Consider the following 17,606-nt stretch of genomic DNA (forward strand, 5'->3'; position numbering starts at 1 on the left):
GTCTTCAGCCCCGGTAGAGGTCGCGCCGAGTGAGCGGAAGCTCGACCGCCCCGCTCTTTTGACGGGCGGAAGCCAGCGTCTGGCAGACGCCGATCGAGCCTCGCGCAAAGGCGAGCGAGACGCCGGCCAGATAGGCGATCCACATCCGGGTGCGCACCTCCCCGACCTCGGCGATGGCTGCGGCGCGGTTGCCCTGAAGCCGGCGGCACCAGAGCGCGGTGGTGCGGGCGTAGTGCCGGCGCAGCGCCTCCACGTCCTGCGGCTCCAGTCCGGCCCGCTCCATTCCCGCAAGCGTCGAACCGATGTGGTCGAGCTCCGCGCCGGGGAAGATGTGGCGCAGGATCGCCTTGGCCTCCGGCCGCAGCTTGCGGTCGTCGCCGGGCTTGGCGCGCCGCGTGATGGCGTGATGGAGGTAGAGCCCGCCCGGCCGCAGCAGCTTGCGAATGCCGCGGTAGTAGGCGTCGGCGTTCCTGAGGCCGACGTGCTCGAACATGCCGACCGAGGCGATCTTGTCGAACGCCCCCGCGACCATCGTCCAGTCCGCGAGCGCGACGGTGACCCGGCCCTGCAGGCCCCTCGCGCGGATCTCCTCCTGCGCGCCGGCCAGTTGCTCCTTGGACAGCGTCACGCCATGGGCCGTGACGCCGTAGACTTCCGCCGCGTGGCAGATCAACGCGCCCCAGCCGCAACCCACGTCCAGGAAGGTTTCGCCGGGTTGCAGCCGCAGCTTGCGGCACACCAGATCGATCTTCGCCTGCTGGGCCGCGTCCAGATCCTGCTCCCAGTCCTCGAAATAGGCGCAGGAGTAGATCAGCTTCTCGTCCAGAAACAGTCGGTAGAAGGCGTTCGAGACGTCGTAGTGGTGCGCGATATTCTTCTGGTTGTTGTCAGGGTCGCCGGACTTCCCCGGCGCGGCGCCGGGTTGGCCCTCCCAAGGCAGCTTCGTCTGGCCAGCCGGCACCTTGAGGAAGGCGGCCGCCCCGCGCGCGAGCTTCAGCGGACCTACGGCGCGCAGCAGGTCGCGGCCACGAACCGAGGGGCGACGTTCGGCGAGATCGAACAGGTCGCCGTTCTCGAGATCGATTCGGCCGAGCGCGTGCAGGCGCACCAGCGTGTCGAGCTTCGGCGACTTCGACAGCGCGGCGAGGGTGCCTTCGTCGCCGAACGTCACCACCAGCTGATCGGGGCCGGCGTTCGCAGGAACGGTCGAGCCGTCCCACAACCTGAGCGCCAGATGGGGTCCGAGCAGGGGCGCCACCGACGCGGCGATGTCGCGCGCGAGCGCCAAGCGTCGTTCAGCGGCGGTCATCGAGCCGGCTCTCCTCGCGATCCGCCGTGCGTCCCCGATCGCAAGGCGCGTCCCGCACGCCGTGTGCGACGGACGACGCGCCGGGTCAAGCGCAAGCGCGCTTCAGCGACAGACGTCATACGGGCCGAGGTCGAAGTGGAAATGGTCACGGTGGGCGGCGTTGTAGTCGGGCGACAGCACGCCCGCGAACAGGCCGCACGCGCCGTCGCGGACCTCACGCAGGAAGGCGCCGCGCGCGCCGCCGTCGCTCCAGTCTCCGAGCACGCTGATCGTGCGACCGTCGGCGAGGCGGAAGGCCGCGACGTCGAGCGCATTTGCGGTGGCGTGCTGCGAGCGGCGGCCGTTCGCCCGGCCGTAGACGTTGCGGCACGAATAGCTGCCGAAGTGGCGGATTTCGACGAGCTTCGATCCGAGGTGCTTGAGCGCCGCCGGCTCCACCACGCGCCGCTCCCAGGCCGCCACCGCAGCCGCGAGGGCGCAGCGCATCGCCGGCGGAGCGTCGAGGGCGATCGAGGCCGCTGCCGGAACCACGCCGTCGACATAGCCGCAGCCGCCGACGAGCGGCCGCGGAGAGGCCGCGCGGACCTCGATCTCGGAGCGCGCGAGCACGCGGCGGCACAGATCGGGCGAGGCGGCGAGCGCGCGGATGCGCCACTGGGTGAAGACGCCTGGGGGGTCGCGCAGGTCGAGCGGCCAATAGCGATCGAGATCGGACGCGACGATCGCCGCCGTCACGCCGACGACCACGGCGACCCCCAGAAGGCCGCGGGCGACGAGGCGACCGAGGATCGGCCGACGTCGCGGGCGAGGCGGCGGCTCGTTCGCCGCTTCGGGGGCCGGCGGGCGTTCAGAAATCGCTCGCCAATCCCTTGCTTTCCCAATCGCCGTAGCGCACGGGCTCCGGCCCCTTGCGGCCGTTCAGTTCCTTGGCCTTCGTAAGCTCCGCCGCCTGACGCTCGTAGTCGGCGCGGCGAGTTTCGGCCTCCGCCAGCGCGCGGGCGGCGGCCTCGCTCAAGTCTCTTCGCGGCTCCTCGGCCATGGCCTGCTTCCTCCGCTGATCCAATCGTGACCCCGCGACGCATTGGCGCAAAACGAGGACGCCCCCCACATATAAGCCGCTTCCGCGCCCGCGCGAGCATTCGCGACCCCTGGTGGAGACCCGACCCACATGAACTACTTCCGCACGGCCCTTCTGCTGGCAGGCATGACCGCGCTGTTCATGGGAGTGGGCTTCCTGATCGGCGGCAAAGGCGGCCTGATGATCGCCTTCGTCGTGGCGCTCGCCATGAACGCCTGGAGCTACTGGAACTCCGACAAGGCCGTTCTGCGCATGCACAACGCGCAGGAGGTGGACGCCCGTTCCGCCCCCGAATTCTACACGATGGTGCAGGAGCTCGCGGCCCGCGCACGACTGCCGATGCCCCGCGTCTACATCATCGACGAGCCTCAGCCGAACGCCTTCGCGACCGGCCGCAACCCCGAGAACGCGGCGGTGGCCGCCACCACGGGTCTGCTCCATTCCCTTAGCCGAGAGGAGGTGGCGGGGGTGATGGCGCACGAGCTGGCGCATGTGAAGAACCACGACACGCTGATCATGACGATCACGGCGACCATCGCCGGCGCGATCTCGATGCTGGCGAACTTCGGATTTCTGTTCTCCGGAAACCGCGAGAACAACGGTTCGCCCTTCGGCGTGATAGGCTCGATCGCGATGATGATTCTTGCCCCCATCGCCGCGATGATCGTTCAGATGGCGATCAGCCGCACCCGTGAGTATCAGGCTGACAAGCTCGGCGCCGAGATCTGTGGCCGTCCGGACTGGCTGGCCTCCGCCCTCGGCAAGATCGCCGGCGCCGCCGCCCACATCGAGAACGACACTGCCGAGCGCAACCCCGCGACCGCGCACATGTTCATCATCAACCCGCTCTCGGGGCACCGGATGGACAATCTGTTCTCGACCCACCCGGCGACGGAGAACCGGATCGCCGCCTTGATGGAGCTCGCCCGTGGCATGGGCGCCCGGCCCTCCGTCGCTCCGTCGGGTCCGGCTTCGGGCCCCTGGGGCGGATCGCAGCGTCGAAGCGGCCCCTGGGGTTGACCCGCCCCCCCGCGTTCCGAACCTCGACGCCTGGCCGCCGCTCGATGGGAGGCGGCCAGCGGCCGGCGCCTGAGCCGGTGGGCCTCGGGCCGCGCCGCGTGGCCGTTCGGCTGGTGGAAGGCGTGCTGTCCCGCTCGCGCCCGCTCGACGGCGCGCTCGAGGCGGAGCACGACCCCACCGGCTTCCGGGCGCTGGAGGAGCGCGACCGGGCGCTCGCCCGCGCCATCGCCGGGTCGACGCTGCGGCGGTTCGGCACCCTGCGGTCCTTGATCGCCGCGAAGCTCGAGAAGGGCTTGCCGAAGAAGGCAGGGCCGCTGGAGGCGATCCTCGCCACCGGCGCCGCGCAAGCTCTGTTCATGGACACGCCGGCGCACACCGCGGTGGACCTCGCCGTCGCCTGCGCGCGCGCCGATCCGGACGCGCGCCACTTCTCCGGCCTTGTCAACGCCGTGCTGCGCAAGATCGTCAGCGAAGGCGCCCCCGAGCCGACGCTAGGGGCCGACCTGCCGGCATGGCTCTACGCCCGCTGGACGCGCGCCTATGGCGCGGAGGCCGCCGCGGCGATCGCGCTCCGGCTGAGCGTCGAACCGGCGCTCGACCTCACCGTGAAATCGGATCCCGCTGGCTGGGCGGAAACGCTCGGCGGGGTCGCCTTGCCGACCGGCGGCGTGCGCTTGGCGCATGGCGGCCGCGTGGCGCAGCTCGCCGGGTTCGACGACGGCGCGTGGTGGGTGCAGGACGCCGCCGCGGCGCTGCCCGCCCGGCTGTTCGGCGACCTCCAGGGCAAGCGGGCCATCGATCTTTGCGCGGCGCCCGGCGGCAAGACGGCCCAGCTGGCCGCGGCCGGCGCCGAGGTCGTCGCGGTCGACAAGTCCGCCGAGCGGTTGCGCCGCCTGAGCGACAATCTTTCGCGGCTGAAGCTGTCAGCCGAAGCCCGGGTCGGCGACGCCGCCAGCGTGTCTTTGGAGCCTGCCGACGCCGTGCTGTTGGACGCGCCTTGCAGCGCCACCGGCACCATCCGCCGGCATCCCGACGTCGCCTGGATGAAGCGGGAAAGCGACATCGCGACGCTCGCGAAGCTGCAGGCGCGGCTGCTCGACGCGGCGCTTCGGCTGGTGAAGCCGGGCGGCCTGCTGGTGTACTGCACCTGTTCGCTGGAGCCGGAAGAAGGCGAGCGTCAGATTGAGGCCTTCCTCGCTCGTGCGGCCGGCCGCGTCGCGCTCGAGCCTGTGACCGAGGCCGAGTTGCCGGGCTACGGCGAGGCCGTGGGTTCGGACGGCTTCCTGCGCACTCTGCCGAGCCACCTTGCGGCGGACGACCCCCGGCTCGCCGGCCTCGACGGCTTCTTCGCCGCGCGGATGCGCGTGAGCTGACGCGTCCGCGAATCGCGACAAGCGCCTGCAGGTGTGCGACGACTCCTGAAATGAGGGGGAAACGGCGAAGGGCCCGCATGCCATGAGCATCGGGGCGCTCGAGGAGACCGCGCGGCTCATGCGCTTCGCCGTAGGCGAGGTCGCGCGCGGCGGCTGGCGGCGGATGGCGGGCCTGGCCGCAGCGCCGTTGCATGCGACGGGGCGCGCGCCGGACAAGCTCGTCATCGCCCCGCAGGACCTGCGCACCTCGGACCCGACCCGAGCCGGCGAGATCTACGCCGGGGTGTTCGCCTTCGCGGGAAAGAGCGTGCCGGTCGAAGGAGCCTCGCCGTTCCGTGTCGAGCCGCCGTCGCCGGAATGGGCGGAGGCGCTGCACGGCTTCGGATGGCTGCGCCACCTGCGCGCCGCCGACACGACGCTCGCCCGCGCCAACGCCCGGGCGCTGGTCGAAGAGTGGATCGCGCTTGGCGGCGGCGGAGACCCGATCGCCCGCGCCGCCCATGTCACGGCGCGGCGCGTGATCTCCTGGCTCTGCCAGTCGCCGCTGATCCTCGACGGCGCCGACCGCGCCTTCTACCGGCGCTTCCTGCGAAGCCTCGCGCGCCAGACGCGAAGGCTTGGCCGCGCGCGCCGCCTCGCGCCCGACGGCCTGCCGCGACTTAACGTCGTCTGCGCGTTGGCCTACGCCGGGCTCTGCTTCGCCGGCGACGGGCGGCTGCTGAAATCGGCCTCCGTCGCGCTTGGAGAGGAGCTCGACCGCCAGATCCTTCCGGACGGCGGGCATATCAGCCGGAACCCGAGCGCGCTGGTCGAGGCGATGCTAGATCTGCTGCCGCTGCGGCAGGCCTACGCCGCCCGCAACGCCCAACCGCCGCAGTCGCTCCTGAACGCCGTCGATCGCGCTATGCCGATGATCCGGTTCTTCCGGCACGGCGATGGGGCCTTCGCACAGTTCAACGGCGCCGGACCGACGCAGGCCGACTTGGTGGCGACGGTCCTCGCCTATGACGACGCCCGCGGCCCGCTGCCCGAAGAGGCGCCTCATTCCGGCTATGCGCGTCTGCAGGCCGGGCCAACGGCGGTGCTTGTGGACGTGGGCCCGCCGCCGCCTCCGGGAGCGTCGCGCGACGCGCATGCCGGCGCGTTGTCGTTCGAACTGTCCAGCGGCCCCGAGCAGATCGTGGTCAACTGCGGGGTCCCCCGCTTCGGCCGCGCGAGTTGGGGCCTCGCGCCGCGCGCGACGGCCGCCCATTCGACCCTCGTCGTCGCGGACACCTCGTCCTGCCGCTTCGCCGGCGTTCGCTGCGCCGGACTCTTGGGCCGGATCGTGGTCGCCGGCCCGCGCGCGGTCCTCGCCCGCCGCGAGCGGACGGGGGAGGGCATGCGCGTCTCCGCCACGCACGACGGCTACGCTCGCCGCTTCGGGGTGATCCACGCGCGCACGATGACGGTGGCGAGCGCGGGCGACCGTCTCGAAGGCGAAGACGCTCTGCGGCCCGTCCACGCCGGGCGCGGACCGGAGGATTCGCGCGTGGCGCTTCGATTCCATCTCCATCCCGGCGTGCGCGCGAGCGTCACGCAGGACGGCCAGGGCGCCATGCTCGCGCTGCCGAGCGGCCGAGGCTGGCTGTTCGCGGCGCCGGGTTTCGCCGTGGAGCTGGAGGAGAGCATCTACTTCGCGGGCGCCAACGGGCCGCGGCGAACCGAACAGATCGTCGTGCATGCGACGGTGCGAGGCGCGCCCCTGATCGGCTGGAGCTTCCGTCGCCTCGACGCCGAGCTTGGAACGGAGCGTCGCTCCCGGACGACGGGGCGCGACGACGGACCGACGCTGATCTAGGGCGAAGAGTCTGGGCTAGGCCGCCCGGCGAAGCGGCCGAGCGACGCGCCAAGCTTGGACAGCTCCGCGGCGCGGAGTTCGACACATAGGGTCGGTCTGGGAAGGCGTCGAGCCGCTCTGCGCCTCGGCCGCCCGGTCGCTCGGAGCGCCTTTCTATCCCCCGCGACCAACGATCATCTCACCAATCGGTTGCGATGCGGAACCTGTCGGCGCGCTTTGTCAGGCGACGCGCGCGGCGGGGAAGGGGATCACGACCGAGGCCGCGCTCACCGCGCCCGCCCGAAAGTCCCCGAGGTGACCGGATTCCACGACCTCGTCGATCGCGCGGCGCAGGTCGTCGGGCGAATTGACGTCATGGCCCAGATCGGAGGCGATCGTGGCGGCGCTGCCGATCAGCGCGGCGAACACGACGCGCGGGTCCTCCCCGCAACGCTGAAGAGTACGGGCGAGGCGAAGGACTACGGCGTTCACGTCATCGTTCGACATTGGATCAGCGCCTCCGCGCCGCTTCACGGCCCACTCCTAGCTAAAGAGCGAGCGCTACACTTGATCGACAGACAAACTCACGTCCGAATCATCGTTGCTGAACGTCAATACTGAGTTTGTATTGAAATGAGACTGGACTGTGGCTGGGTTGCGTCATTTCCTGCGATTCGTTCACGACATGCTGAATCCTTCCGGATCCACCGTCGCCTGCAAGCGGGCCGCGGCGAGCCGCGCGAACGCGAGCGAGACGGCCTTGCGGCGCGCGCCCGCCAGCGGAAAGCGCGGGGCTTCACGCAGAATGGCCGCGCCGTAGCCGTCGGCGGCGATCAAGCCGACGTCCTCGGGGATCAGGGCCTGCGGAAAGTCCGCGCCCACGGCGAAGTAGAGCGCGTCGCAGAACGGCCGGTACTCCGGCCATTTGCGGTCGGAGCGAAAATCCTGCGGCCCGGATTTGATCTCGACGATGACGATCTCGCCCGTGCGGCCAAGCGCCATCACGTCCGCGCGCCGGCCGGAGCGGAGCGGCGTCTCGCGGAGACAGCCGTAGCCGGCGGCGACGAAATGCCGGCACACGCCGCGCGCCAGCGTGGCGGCCACTCCCGACAACGACGACGGCCGGGCGGCTTCCGCCACGACCTCGTCAAGCAGCTCAGCCGAGGTCTCTGAAGGCGACATGTTCTCCATACGTTCGATAATGGCACGAACAGGGAACGGCGCAAGAGTGAAGTTGCTCCCATGCTCGTAGACCGGTCGACGTGGGGCGCGCGGGGGCTATGATGACCGTCCCTAACCCGGAACAGGACGCAAGATCATGGCGGTGGGACAGGCGGACGACCGGCGGCTCGCGCCGCTGCGGGAGCTCGAGCGCAAGGCGCTCTGGCTCGCGACGTGGACGATCCACAACGCCAACCATCTGCGCCCGTCGGACGGGCTGAAGGTCGGCGGCCATCAGGCGTCTTCGGCGTCGCTCGCGACGATCATGACGGCGCTCTACTTCGCGGCGCTGCGGCCCGAGGACCGGGTGGCGGTGAAGCCGCACGCGAGCCCAGTGTTCCACGCGATCCAGTACCTGTTCGGGAACCAGACCCGCGAGAAGCTGGAGGCGTTCCGCGCCTTCGGCGGCGCGCAGTCCTATCCCTCCCGGACGAAGGACGTGGACGACGTCGACTTCTCCACAGGGTCGGTCGGCCTCGGCGCCGCGGCCACGGTGTTCGCCTCGCTGACGCAGGACTACCTGCGCGCCAAGGGGTTGGGGACGGAGCGGCCGGAGGGGCGCATGATCGCGCTCGTGGGCGACGCGGAGCTCGACGAGGGCAACATCTTCGAGTGCCTGCTCGAGGGCTGGAAGCACGGGCTCCGAAACTGCTGGTGGATCATCGACTACAACCGCCAGAGCCTCGACGCGGTCGTGCGTGAGGGCCTGTACGAACGCATTTCGGCGCTGTTCGAAGGCCTTGGCTGGGACGTGGTCGTGCTGAAGTACGGGCGCCTGCTGGAGGAGGCCTTCGCGGAGCCCGGGGGCGGAAAGCTCCGCGATTGGATCGACCGCTGCCCGAACCAGCTGTTCTCGGCGCTGTCGTTCCAGGGCGGCGCGGCGTGGCGCAAGCGTCTGCTCGACGAGATCGGCGACCAAGGCGCGGTCACGGCCCTTATCGAGCGGCGCTCGGACGTCGAGCTCGCGGCGCTGATGACGAACCTCGCCGGCCACGACCTGCCGACGCTGCTCGAGGCCTTCGAGCGCATCGACCACGACCGGCCGGTCTGCTTCCTCGCCTACACCATCAAGGGCTACGGCCTGCCGCTCGCCGGCCACAAGGACAATCATTCCGGGCTGATGACGCCGGCCCAGATGGCGGCGTTTCGGCAGTCCATGGGCGTCCGCGAAGGCCGGGAGTGGGACCTGTTCGAGGGCCTGTCGATTCCGCCCGACGAGCTTCAGGCCTTTCTTGCGGGCGTTCCTTTCGTCGCGAAGGGCCGCCGCGGCTACGAGAGCGGCAAGCTTCCGGTCCCCGCGCGGCTCGAGGCCGACGTTCCCGTCGAGACCTCGACCCAGGCCGCCTTTGGTCGTCTGCTGGACAGGCTCGCGAAAGGCGACACCGCCCTCGCCGATCGTATCGTCACCACCTCGCCGGACGTGACCGTCTCCACCAACCTCGGACCCTGGGTGAACCGTCGCGGCCTGTTCGCCCGCGAGAGCATGGCGGATCTTTTCCGCGAGGAGCGCATCGCCTCGGCGCAGAAGTGGGAGTTCGGGCCGAAGGGCCAGCATCTCGAACTTGGCATCGCCGAGATGAACCTGTTTCTGGCGCTGGGCGCCCTGGGGCTGTCGCACTCCCTGTTCGGCGAGCGGCTGATCCCGGTCGGCACGCTCTACGACCCCTTCATCGCCCGCGGCCTCGATGCGCTGATCTACGCCTGCTACCAGGACGCCCGCTTCATTCTGGCCGCGACGCCCTCGGGCGTGACGCTCGCGCCGGAGGGCGGCGCGCACCAGTCGATCGCGACCCCGCTGATTGGCCTCGCCCAGGACGGGCTCGCGAGCTTCGAGCCGGCCTACGCCGACGAGCTGGCGGCGATCCTCGCCTTCGCCTTCGACTACGTGCAGCGCGACGGCAAGTCCGGCGTGGCGGATTGGGAGCGCGAGGAGACCGGCGGCTCAGTGTACCTCCGGCTCTCCACACGCATGCTGGAGCAGCCGCAGCGCGCGATGACGCCGGAGTTTGCGGGCGAGATCGTCGACGGCGCCTACTGGTGGCGCGAGCCCGGCCCGAACTGCGAGGTGGTGATCGCCTATCAGGGCGCGGTCGCGAAGGAGGCGATCGAGGCTGTGGGGCTGATCGCCGGCGATCGCCGCGACGTGGGTCTGCTGGCCGTCACCTCGGCCGACCGGCTGATGGCAGGCTGGACCGCGGCGCACCGGGCCCGCGAACGCGGCGTCGCCCATGCGACGTCGTTGGCCGAACGCCTGCTGGGGCGGCTACCCCGGCATTGCGCGATCGTCACCGTGATCGACGGCCATCCGGCGACGCTCGGCTGGCTGGGCTCGGTCTGCGGCCATCGCGTCCGCGCGCTCGGCGTCGAGCACTTCGGCCAGACCGGAACCATCGCCGACCTCTACCGGCACTTCGGCATCGACGCGCAGGGCCTCGTCCGGGCGGCGGAGGGTCTGGCGCCCGGACGGCCCCTGAGGCATCTGACAGCCTTGGGGTAGTTCAAGTTCAGCCGTCAGGGCACCACGACGACCTTGCCGCCCACGCGGACACGCTCGTAGAGGTCGACGATGTCCTCGTTGCGCATGCGGATGCAGCCATAGGACGCGTAGGTTCCGATCGACTTCGGGCGATTGGTGCCGTGGATCGCGTACTGGTCGCGGTCAAGCAGGAGCGCGCGCGGCCCCATGGGGTTCCTTGGGCTGCCCCCTGGGATCACGTCCGGTAGGTTCGGCTTGTCGCGGCGGACGTCCTCCGGGGGAGACCATGCCGGCTGCACGTACTTACCCTTGATCCATGCGGAGCCGAACCATTGCTTGCCGGGCTTGCCGACCGCGACCCGGTAGCGCATCGCCCGGCCGTCCCCGCCGACGAGGTAGAGCGCCCGCTCCGCGTTGCGAACGACGATGGTGCCCGCGCTGTAGGCGTCGCTGTCGAACGGCACGATTTCGCGCGCCGCCGCCTCCGGATGCGGGCCGGCGATCGCCAGCGCAAACGCCCCCAGAGCGAACCACCACCTCTTCCCCATGAAACGCACCTAAGCAACCCGATCAACTTGAAGACGACTGCACTCTTGTGCCGCGCGTCCGGTTCACGCCGGCCTAACAACGTGTAGCCGCTGTCGATGGTTGCACAGCGGCCGCACGCACGGTCGTTATAGTTGTCTAATGCTGAATAAGGACTTTGTTCCTTGATTTAGACATAAACAGACCCGTGACTGGGACCATGATCCGATTCTGGTCTTATGTCAGTCGTCGCCGTCTCACGGATGGGCTCGCTGGGGCGGTCGTTGGCGCGGCCGTGACGGCGGCGGCCTTGCTGCTCCTCCCAGAGGCCGCGCCGCCGCCCGCCGCGCCGCCGTCGCCGCAGACCGCATCACTTCCGGGGCTGCGCGCCACGGCGCTCGATGTGGTCGACGGAGACACCTTCGAGGCTCGGGTGCAGGCGTTTCCTGGCCAGGAGATCGTAGCGCGGGTGCGGATCGACGGCGTCGACACGCCCGAGCGGCGCGGCCGGTGCGCGGTCGAGATCGCCTCGGCGGAGGCGGCCCGGGAGGCGCTGGCGGACCTTCTCCGCGACCGTCCGCTGACGCTTACAGGCGTGCGCGGCGACAAGTATTTCGGGCGCGTGGTCGCGCGCGTAACGGCGTCCGGCGTCGGCGACGTGGCCGAGACCCTGATCAAAGCCGGCCACGGCCGCGCCTACGCCGGCGGCCGCCGCACGGGTTGGTGCTGAGCGCGCGTGGAGGGCTGGATCCAGAAGACGATCCCGGATCGGCCTCTGGCCGTCCGGGATGACGTCGCTCGTCGCAGGCCCGGCGCTTAGGCCGCCTGGCTCTTCGCCTTGTTCTGGCGGTGGTCGATCAGGTCGTCGACCACGCCGGGGTCGGCCAGCGTCGAGGTGTCGCCCAGCGCGCCGAAGTCGTCCTCGGCGATCTTGCGCAGGATGCGGCGCATGATCTTGCCGGAGCGGGTCTTCGGCAGGCCCGGCGCGAACTGGATCAGGTCCGGCGCCGCGATCGGGCCGATGTCCTTGCGCACCCAGGCGATCAGCTCCTTGCGGAGCGCGTCGTCGCCCTCGACGCCGCTGTTGAGCGTCACGTAGGCGTAGATGCCCTGGCCCTTGACGTCGTGCGGATAGCCGACGACCGCGGCCTCGGCCACCTTTTCGTGCGCAACCAGCGAGCTCTCGACCTCGGCGGTGCCCATGCGGTGGCCGGAGACGTTGATGACGTCGTCGACGCGGCCGGTGATCCAGTAGTAGCCGTCGGCGTCGCGCCGGCAGCCGTCGCCGGTGAAGTACTTGTTGGGGTAGGTCGAGAAGTAGGTGTCCTCGAAGCGCTTATGGTCGCCGTAGACCGTGCGCATCTGGCCGGGCCACGAGTCCGCGATCACCAGGTTGCCCTCGGCGGCGCCCTCCAGCACCTTGCCTTCGGCGTCGACCAGCTCCGGCTTCACGCCGAAGAAAGGCTTGGTGGCGGAGCCGGGCTTGAGATCCGTCGCGCCGGGCAGCGGCGTGATCAGAATGCCGCCGGTCTCGGTCTGCCACCAGGTGTCGACGATGGGGCAGCGGCTGTCGCCCACGACCCGGTAGTACCATTCCCAGGCTTCCGGGTTGATCGGTTCGCCCACGGAGCCGAGCAGACGCAGCGAGGCCCGCGAGGTCTTCTTCACCGGCTCCTCGCCGCCGCCCATCAGGGCGCGGATCGCGGTGGGCGCGGTATAGAAGATGTTGACCTTGTGCTTGTCGACCACCTCCCAGAAGCGGGAGGTGGAGGGATAGTTCGGCACGCCCTCGAACATCAGCGTGGTCGCGCCGTTCGCAAGCGGGCCATAGACGATGTAGGAGTGGCCCGTCACCCAGCCGACGTCCGCCGTGCACCAGTACACGTCGCCGTCGTGGTAGTCGAAGATCAGCTGGTGCGTGTAGGAGGCGTAGACAAGATAGCCGCCGGTGGTGTGCAGCACGCCCTTCGGCTGGCCGGTGGAGCCGGAGGTGTAGAGGATGAACAGCGGGTCCTCCGCGTTCATCGTCTCGGGCTCGTGCTCGGGCGAAGCCTCCGCGACCGCGTCCTCGTAGCGGACGTCGCGGCCTTCGGTCCAGGCCACGTCGGCGCCGATGCGGGTGACGACGAAGACGGTGTCGACGCCGCCGACCTTGGCGATCGCCGCGTCCGTGTTCGCCTTGAGCGGCACCTTGCGGCCGCCGCGCAAGCCCTCGTCCGCGGTGATGACGACCTTTGACGCGCAGCCCTCGATGCGGCTCGCCAGACTGTCCGGCGAGAAGCCGCCGAACACGATCGAGTGGATCGCGCCGATGCGGGCGCAGGCGAGCATGGCGTAGGCGGCTTCCGGGATCATCGGCAGGTAGATCGTGACCCGGTCGCCCTTCGCGACGCCCCGGTCCTTCAGCGCGTTGGCGAAGCGGCAGACCTGTTCGTGCAGCTGGCGATAGGTGATCGCCTTGGAGTCCTTCGGATCGTCGCCCTCCCACAGGATCGCGACCTGGTCGCCGCGGGTCTCCAGATGGCGGTCGACGCAGTTGGCGGCGACGTTGAGCGCGCCGTCCTCGTACCATTTGATTGAGACGTTCCCGGGCGCATAGGACACGTTCTTCACCTTGGTGAAGGGCGTGATCCAGTCGACTCGCTTGCCGACCTCGCCCCAGAAGCCGTCGGGATCCTGGATCGAGCGGGCGTAGTCCGCGTCGTACTTGGCGGCGTCCACATGGGCGCGCTTCGCCCACTCCTGAGGAACGGGGTGCAGTTTCTCGGACATCTCGCTCGCCTCCCGGGCGTCGGTTCCGCCCGCTCGTGACGGCGGCGGGCTTTTGGTCTCGCGCCAGCTTATGCTGCGGCGCCGCGCGGCCTCAAGCGGCTGCGAGCTTGTACTTTGCGCGCAGACGGTGGGCGTCTGACCATGAGCTAGGTCAAGGCTTCCACGCGGCAAAGCTCGCGCCGCCGCCGGGGGCGGGCCTTGACGGAGACTTGATGCAGGGACTCAGCCCCGCAGGGTCGCGCCCGTGGCCTTGGCGACTTGGGCGACGATGCGGGCGGAAATCTCCTCGATCTCGGCGTCGGTCAGCGTCTTCTCGCGCGGCTGCAGCGTGACGGCGAGGCCGAGCGAGACCTTGCCTTCGGGCACGCCCGGTCCTTCGTAGCGGTCGAACAGGTCGACGCGGGTCACGAGCTTCCGCTCCGCCGCCTGCGCCGCCCGGATCAGCTCGCCGGCGGGCACGTCGCGGTCCACCACGAAGGCGAAGTCGCGGGAGAGCGGCTGGAACGCCGAGCCGTCGAACGGCGGCTTCGCTCGCGTGGGCTTCGCCTTAGGCTGCGGCAGCGCGTCGAGGATCAACTCGAAGCCGACGAGCGGACCGGAGACCCCGAGCGCCGCAAGCGTGCGTGGGTGCAGCTCGCCGAAGGCGCCGAGCACGACCTTGGGACCAAGCTGCAGCACGCCCGAGCGTCCGGGATGGAACCACGCCGGCGCGGACCCTTGCGCAATCTGGACGGCCGAAGGCTGCAGCCCGAGGTTCGCGAGCACGGCGAGAGCGTCGCCCTTGGCGTCGAAGGCGTCGACCGGCGCGGCGGCTTCGCCCCAATGACGGCCGGCGCCGCGCGCCTTGGCCGTCCCCCGCCGGATGGCGGCTGCGGCGATCTTCTGGTCCTCGGGACGGTCGCCCCAGAACACCTGCCCGACCTCGAACAGCGCGACGTCGGACAGGCCGCGGTCGGCGTTGCGCTGGGCGGCGGCGATCAGGCCCGGCAGCAGGCTGGGGCGCATGTCGGAGAGGTCGGCGGCGATCGGATTGGCGAGCGCAAGCTCGGGCTTCGATCCGCCGAAGCTGTCGGCCTGCGCCTTGGAGACGAAGGACCAGGTCACGGCCTCCACCATGCCGCGGGCCGCGAGGGCCCGACGCGCGATGCGGGCGCGGCGCTGCACCGGGCTGAGCTTCGCGCCGCCGACGCTGGCGCCCGCCGGCAGAGGCGTCGCCTGCACCCGGTCGAGCCCGATGATGCGCACCACCTCCTCGACGATGTCGGCCTTGCCCGACACGTCCGGGCGCCAGCTCGGCACCGCGACCTTCAGCAGCTCGCCCTGGCCGGTGACCCAGAAACCCAGCCGGTGGAGCGGGACCTTGACCTCGGCCGGGGTGACGGCGAGGCCCGCGAGGCGCTTCACCTCCGAGACGGGGAAGTCGAGGATCAGGTCGCGCTCGACAATCTCGCCGGCGGTGACGATGTCGGACGCCTCGCCGCCGCAGATGTCGATGACAAGCTGGGTCGCGAGCTCGAGGCCCGGCAAGGTGAAGGCCGGGTCGACGCCGCGCTCGAAGCGGTGGCGGGCATCGGAGTGGACGTTCAGCGCGCGGCCGGTGCGGGCGATGTTAAGCGGGTCCCACAACGCGCTTTCGATCAGCACCTCGGTCGTGGTCGCGTCGCAACCCGTGGCGGCGCCGCCCATGACGCCCGCGATCGACTGAACGCCGTTGTCGTCGGCGATGACGCACATGGTCTCGTCGAGCGCGTAGGTCTTGCCGTCGAGCGCAAGGAGGCTCTCGCCCGCCCGCGCGCGGCGTACGACGAGGTCTCCCTTCACCTTGGCGGCGTCAAACACATGCAGCGGGCGGCCGCGGTCGAAGGTCAGGTAGTTGGTGACGTCGACGAGCGCGTTGATCGGCTTCTGGCCGATGCTCTTCAGCTTGCGCTGCAGCCACTCGGGCGAGGGCCCGTTCCTGACGCCGCGCACAAGGCGCAGCGCGAAGAACGGCGACAGCGGCTCGGCGTCGCCGAAGTCGAAGCGGACGGCCGTCGGGCAAGGGAAAGCGCCCCGGACCGTGCGGGCGGGCGGCTCGATCAGCTCGCCGATCTCCGCTGCGGCGAGATCGCGGGCGACGCCGTGGACGCCGAGGCAGTCCGGACGGTTGGGCGTGACGGCGATCTCGATGACCGGGTCGTCGAGGCCGACAAGCGGCGCGAAGGGGCGGCCGACGGGCGCGTCGGCGGGCAGCTCCAGGATGCCGTCGTGCTCGTCGCCCAAGCCCAGCTCGCGCGAGGAGCACAGCATGCCGCCGGAGGCGACGCCGCGGATCTCGGAGGCGCCGAGCTTGACGCCGGAGGACGGGATCACCGTGCCGGGCGCGGCGAACACCACCTTCAGGCCGGTCCGCGCGTTTGGCGCCCCGCAGACCACCTGCAGCGGCGCGCCCTTGCCGACGTCGACGGAACAGACCTGCAGCTTGTCCGCATTGGGGTGGCGCTGGGCGTCGAGGATGTGGCCAACCACGAAGGCCGAGAGGTCGCCCGCCCTGTCCTCCACGTGCTCGACCTCGAGGCCCACGCGGGTCAGCGTATCCGTCACCGTCGTGAGATCGGCGTCGCCGGCGAGGTGCTCTTTCAGCCAGGAGAGGGAGAATTTCATGTGGATTGGCCCTCAGGGCGTCTTCCCGGCCGAAGCGAAGCGCGGAGCCGGGATCGTCGTCAGAAAAAGGCGTCTTTCACGGCGAACGATCCCGGATCGGCCTTGCGGCCGCGCGGGATGACGCGCCTTACGAACTCAGCCCGCCCGCGAGCGTCGGGAAGTCGAGCGGGCGGAAGCCGTAGTGGCTGAGCCAGCGGGCGTCCGCGGAGAACAGGTCGCGCAGGTCGGGCATGCCGTACTTCAGCATCGCGATGCGGTCGATCCCCATGCCCCAGGCGAAGCCCTGGTAGACGTCCGGATCGACGCCGCAGTTGCGGAGCACGTTGGGGTGGACCATCCCGCAGCCGAGAATTTCGAGCCAGTCGTCGCCCTCGCCGATGCGCACCTCGTTGGGCAGCTTCCGACAGCGGACGTCGACCTCCATCGACGGTTCGGTGAAGGGGAAGAACGAGGGGCGGAACCGGAGCTCGACCGACGGCACCTCGAAGAAGGTCTTGAGGAATTCCTCGAGCACCCAGCGCAGGTGGCCGAGATGGGCCTCCTTGTCGATGACGAGGCCCTCGACCTGATGGAACATCGGCGTGTGCGTCTGGTCCATGTCGAAGCGGTAGGTGCGGCCGGGGCAGATCACCCGGATTGGCGGCTGCGTGCTCCTCATGGTGCGCACCTGCACGGGGCTGGTGTGCGTGCGCAGCAGCAGGCGCTCGCCGTTCGGCTTCTCGGGTAGGAAGAAGGTGTCGTGCATTTCGCGGGCCGGATGGCCGACGGGGAAGTTCAGCGCCGTGAAGTTGAGTTCGTCGGTCTCGATGTCCGGACCTTCGGCGACCGAGAAGCCCATGGCGGAGAAGATCGCCGTGAGCTCGTCCATCACCTGGCTCACGGGATGGATACGGCCAGTCTCGAGGCCGCTCTCGCGCACGGGGAGCGAGACGTCGAGCCGCTCGGAGGCGAGCCTGGCCTCCAGCGCCGCGTCGGCGAGCGCGGCCTTCCGTTCTCCGAGCGCCGCAGCGACCCGGTCGCGCAACGCGTTGAGCGCCGGACCGAAGGTCTTGCGGTCGTCCGGGCTCATGGAGCCCAGCGTCTTCAGCTTTTCGGAGACGGAGCCCTTCTTGCCAAGCGCCGCCACGCGCACGGCCTCGAGCGCGGCTTCGTCGGCGGCGCCGGCGACTTGCGCCAGCACGTCGGCTTCGAGGGCATTGAGGCTGTCGATGTCGGTCATGCGAGACGCCGCTTCCGCTCGGCCGGGTTTGTCCCCGGGCCTGAAACGCAACGTCATCCCCCGGCTTGTCCGGGGGATCCACCGGCGGCGTGGAGCTCTACGACTGCTGTGGATGCCCCGGACACGCCGGGGCATGACGACGAGCTTGGAT

General features: G+C 70.2%; 14 protein-coding genes. 5 read left to right on the top strand and 9 right to left on the bottom strand.

The features are described from left to right. Window positions 1–4: 4 nt before the first annotated feature. From METY_RS15635 to METY_RS15645, 3 genes are all read right to left on the bottom strand, one after another. On the bottom strand, window positions 5–1,309 hold the full coding sequence (locus METY_RS15635; RefSeq protein WP_103122324.1) for an SAM-dependent methyltransferase: 1,305 nt from the start codon (window positions 1,307–1,309) through the stop codon (window positions 5–7). Between the two features lie 102 nt (window positions 1,310–1,411). Then, window positions 1,412–2,056 carry an extensin-like domain-containing protein gene (locus METY_RS15640; RefSeq protein ID WP_103122325.1) on the bottom strand — a complete coding sequence of 215 codons (645 nt, stop codon included), beginning with the start codon at window positions 2,054–2,056 and terminating at the stop codon, window positions 1,412–1,414. Window positions 2,057–2,156: 100 nt separating this feature from the next. Beyond that, window positions 2,157–2,348, bottom strand: coding sequence for a DUF1674 domain-containing protein (locus METY_RS15645; protein ID WP_103122326.1), 192 nt, complete (start codon window positions 2,346–2,348; stop codon window positions 2,157–2,159). 129 nt (window positions 2,349–2,477) lie between these two features. On the opposite strand from METY_RS15645, the gene htpX reads away from it, so the two are divergent. The 3 genes from htpX to METY_RS15660 all read left to right on the top strand — a co-directional run bounded on the left by htpX (window position 2,478) and on the right by METY_RS15660 (window position 6,620). Continuing rightward, window positions 2,478–3,407, top strand: a complete 930-nt coding sequence (htpX, locus tag METY_RS15650) for a zinc metalloprotease HtpX (RefSeq protein WP_103122327.1) — start codon at window positions 2,478–2,480, stop codon at window positions 3,405–3,407. A 44-nt stretch (window positions 3,408–3,451) separates the two neighbouring features. Beyond that, window positions 3,452–4,780 carry an RsmB/NOP family class I SAM-dependent RNA methyltransferase gene (locus tag METY_RS15655; protein ID WP_103122328.1) on the top strand — a complete coding sequence of 443 codons (1,329 nt, stop codon included), beginning with the start codon at window positions 3,452–3,454 and terminating at the stop codon, window positions 4,778–4,780. A gap of 82 nt (window positions 4,781–4,862) precedes the next feature. Beyond that, complete coding sequence (locus METY_RS15660) at window positions 4,863–6,620, top strand: heparinase II/III family protein (RefSeq protein ID WP_103122329.1); 1,758 nt, start codon at window positions 4,863–4,865, stop codon at window positions 6,618–6,620. A 219-nt stretch (window positions 6,621–6,839) separates the two neighbouring features. On the opposite strand, the gene METY_RS15665 is transcribed toward METY_RS15660, so the two are convergent. Continuing rightward, the gene (locus METY_RS15665; protein WP_244593688.1) at window positions 6,840–7,028 is read right to left on the bottom strand and encodes a hypothetical protein; all 189 of its coding nucleotides are present in this window, start codon (window positions 7,026–7,028) and stop codon (window positions 6,840–6,842) included. 249 nt (window positions 7,029–7,277) lie between these two features. Further along, a complete protein-coding gene (locus tag METY_RS15670; RefSeq protein WP_244593689.1) occupies window positions 7,278–7,781 on the bottom strand; it encodes an MmcB family DNA repair protein in 504 nt (167 codons plus the stop codon). 136 nt (window positions 7,782–7,917) lie between these two features. On the opposite strand from METY_RS15670, the gene METY_RS15675 reads away from it, so the two are divergent. Further along, a complete protein-coding gene (locus tag METY_RS15675; protein WP_103122330.1) occupies window positions 7,918–10,317 on the top strand; it encodes a transketolase in 2,400 nt (799 codons plus the stop codon). Window positions 10,318–10,331: 14 nt separating this feature from the next. Here the strand turns inward: METY_RS15675 and METY_RS15680 are convergent, their stop codons facing one another. Then, window positions 10,332–10,844, bottom strand: a complete 513-nt coding sequence (locus tag METY_RS15680) for a L,D-transpeptidase (protein WP_200819705.1) — start codon at window positions 10,842–10,844, stop codon at window positions 10,332–10,334. A gap of 287 nt (window positions 10,845–11,131) precedes the next feature. Between METY_RS15680 and METY_RS15685 the strand changes: the two genes are divergently transcribed. After that, window positions 11,132–11,551, top strand: coding sequence for a thermonuclease family protein (locus METY_RS15685; protein ID WP_244593690.1), 420 nt, complete (start codon window positions 11,132–11,134; stop codon window positions 11,549–11,551). 86 nt (window positions 11,552–11,637) lie between these two features. On the opposite strand, the gene acs is transcribed toward METY_RS15685, so the two are convergent. From acs to pheS, 3 genes are all read right to left on the bottom strand, one after another. Then, a complete protein-coding gene (gene acs / locus METY_RS15690; RefSeq protein WP_103122331.1) occupies window positions 11,638–13,593 on the bottom strand; it encodes an acetate--CoA ligase in 1,956 nt (651 codons plus the stop codon). A 222-nt stretch (window positions 13,594–13,815) separates the two neighbouring features. Next, complete coding sequence (gene pheT, locus METY_RS15695; protein ID WP_103122332.1) at window positions 13,816–16,236, bottom strand: phenylalanine--tRNA ligase subunit beta; 2,421 nt, start codon at window positions 16,234–16,236, stop codon at window positions 13,816–13,818. 127 nt (window positions 16,237–16,363) lie between these two features. Next, on the bottom strand, window positions 16,364–17,455 hold the full coding sequence (pheS, locus tag METY_RS15700) for a phenylalanine--tRNA ligase subunit alpha (protein WP_103122333.1): 1,092 nt from the start codon (window positions 17,453–17,455) through the stop codon (window positions 16,364–16,366). Window positions 17,456–17,606: the final 151 nt, after the last annotated feature.

The sequence above is a fragment of the Methylopila sp. Yamaguchi genome (genome assembly GCF_002897035.1).
In the GTDB taxonomy this organism is placed as follows: domain Bacteria; phylum Pseudomonadota; class Alphaproteobacteria; order Rhizobiales; family Methylopilaceae; genus Methylopila.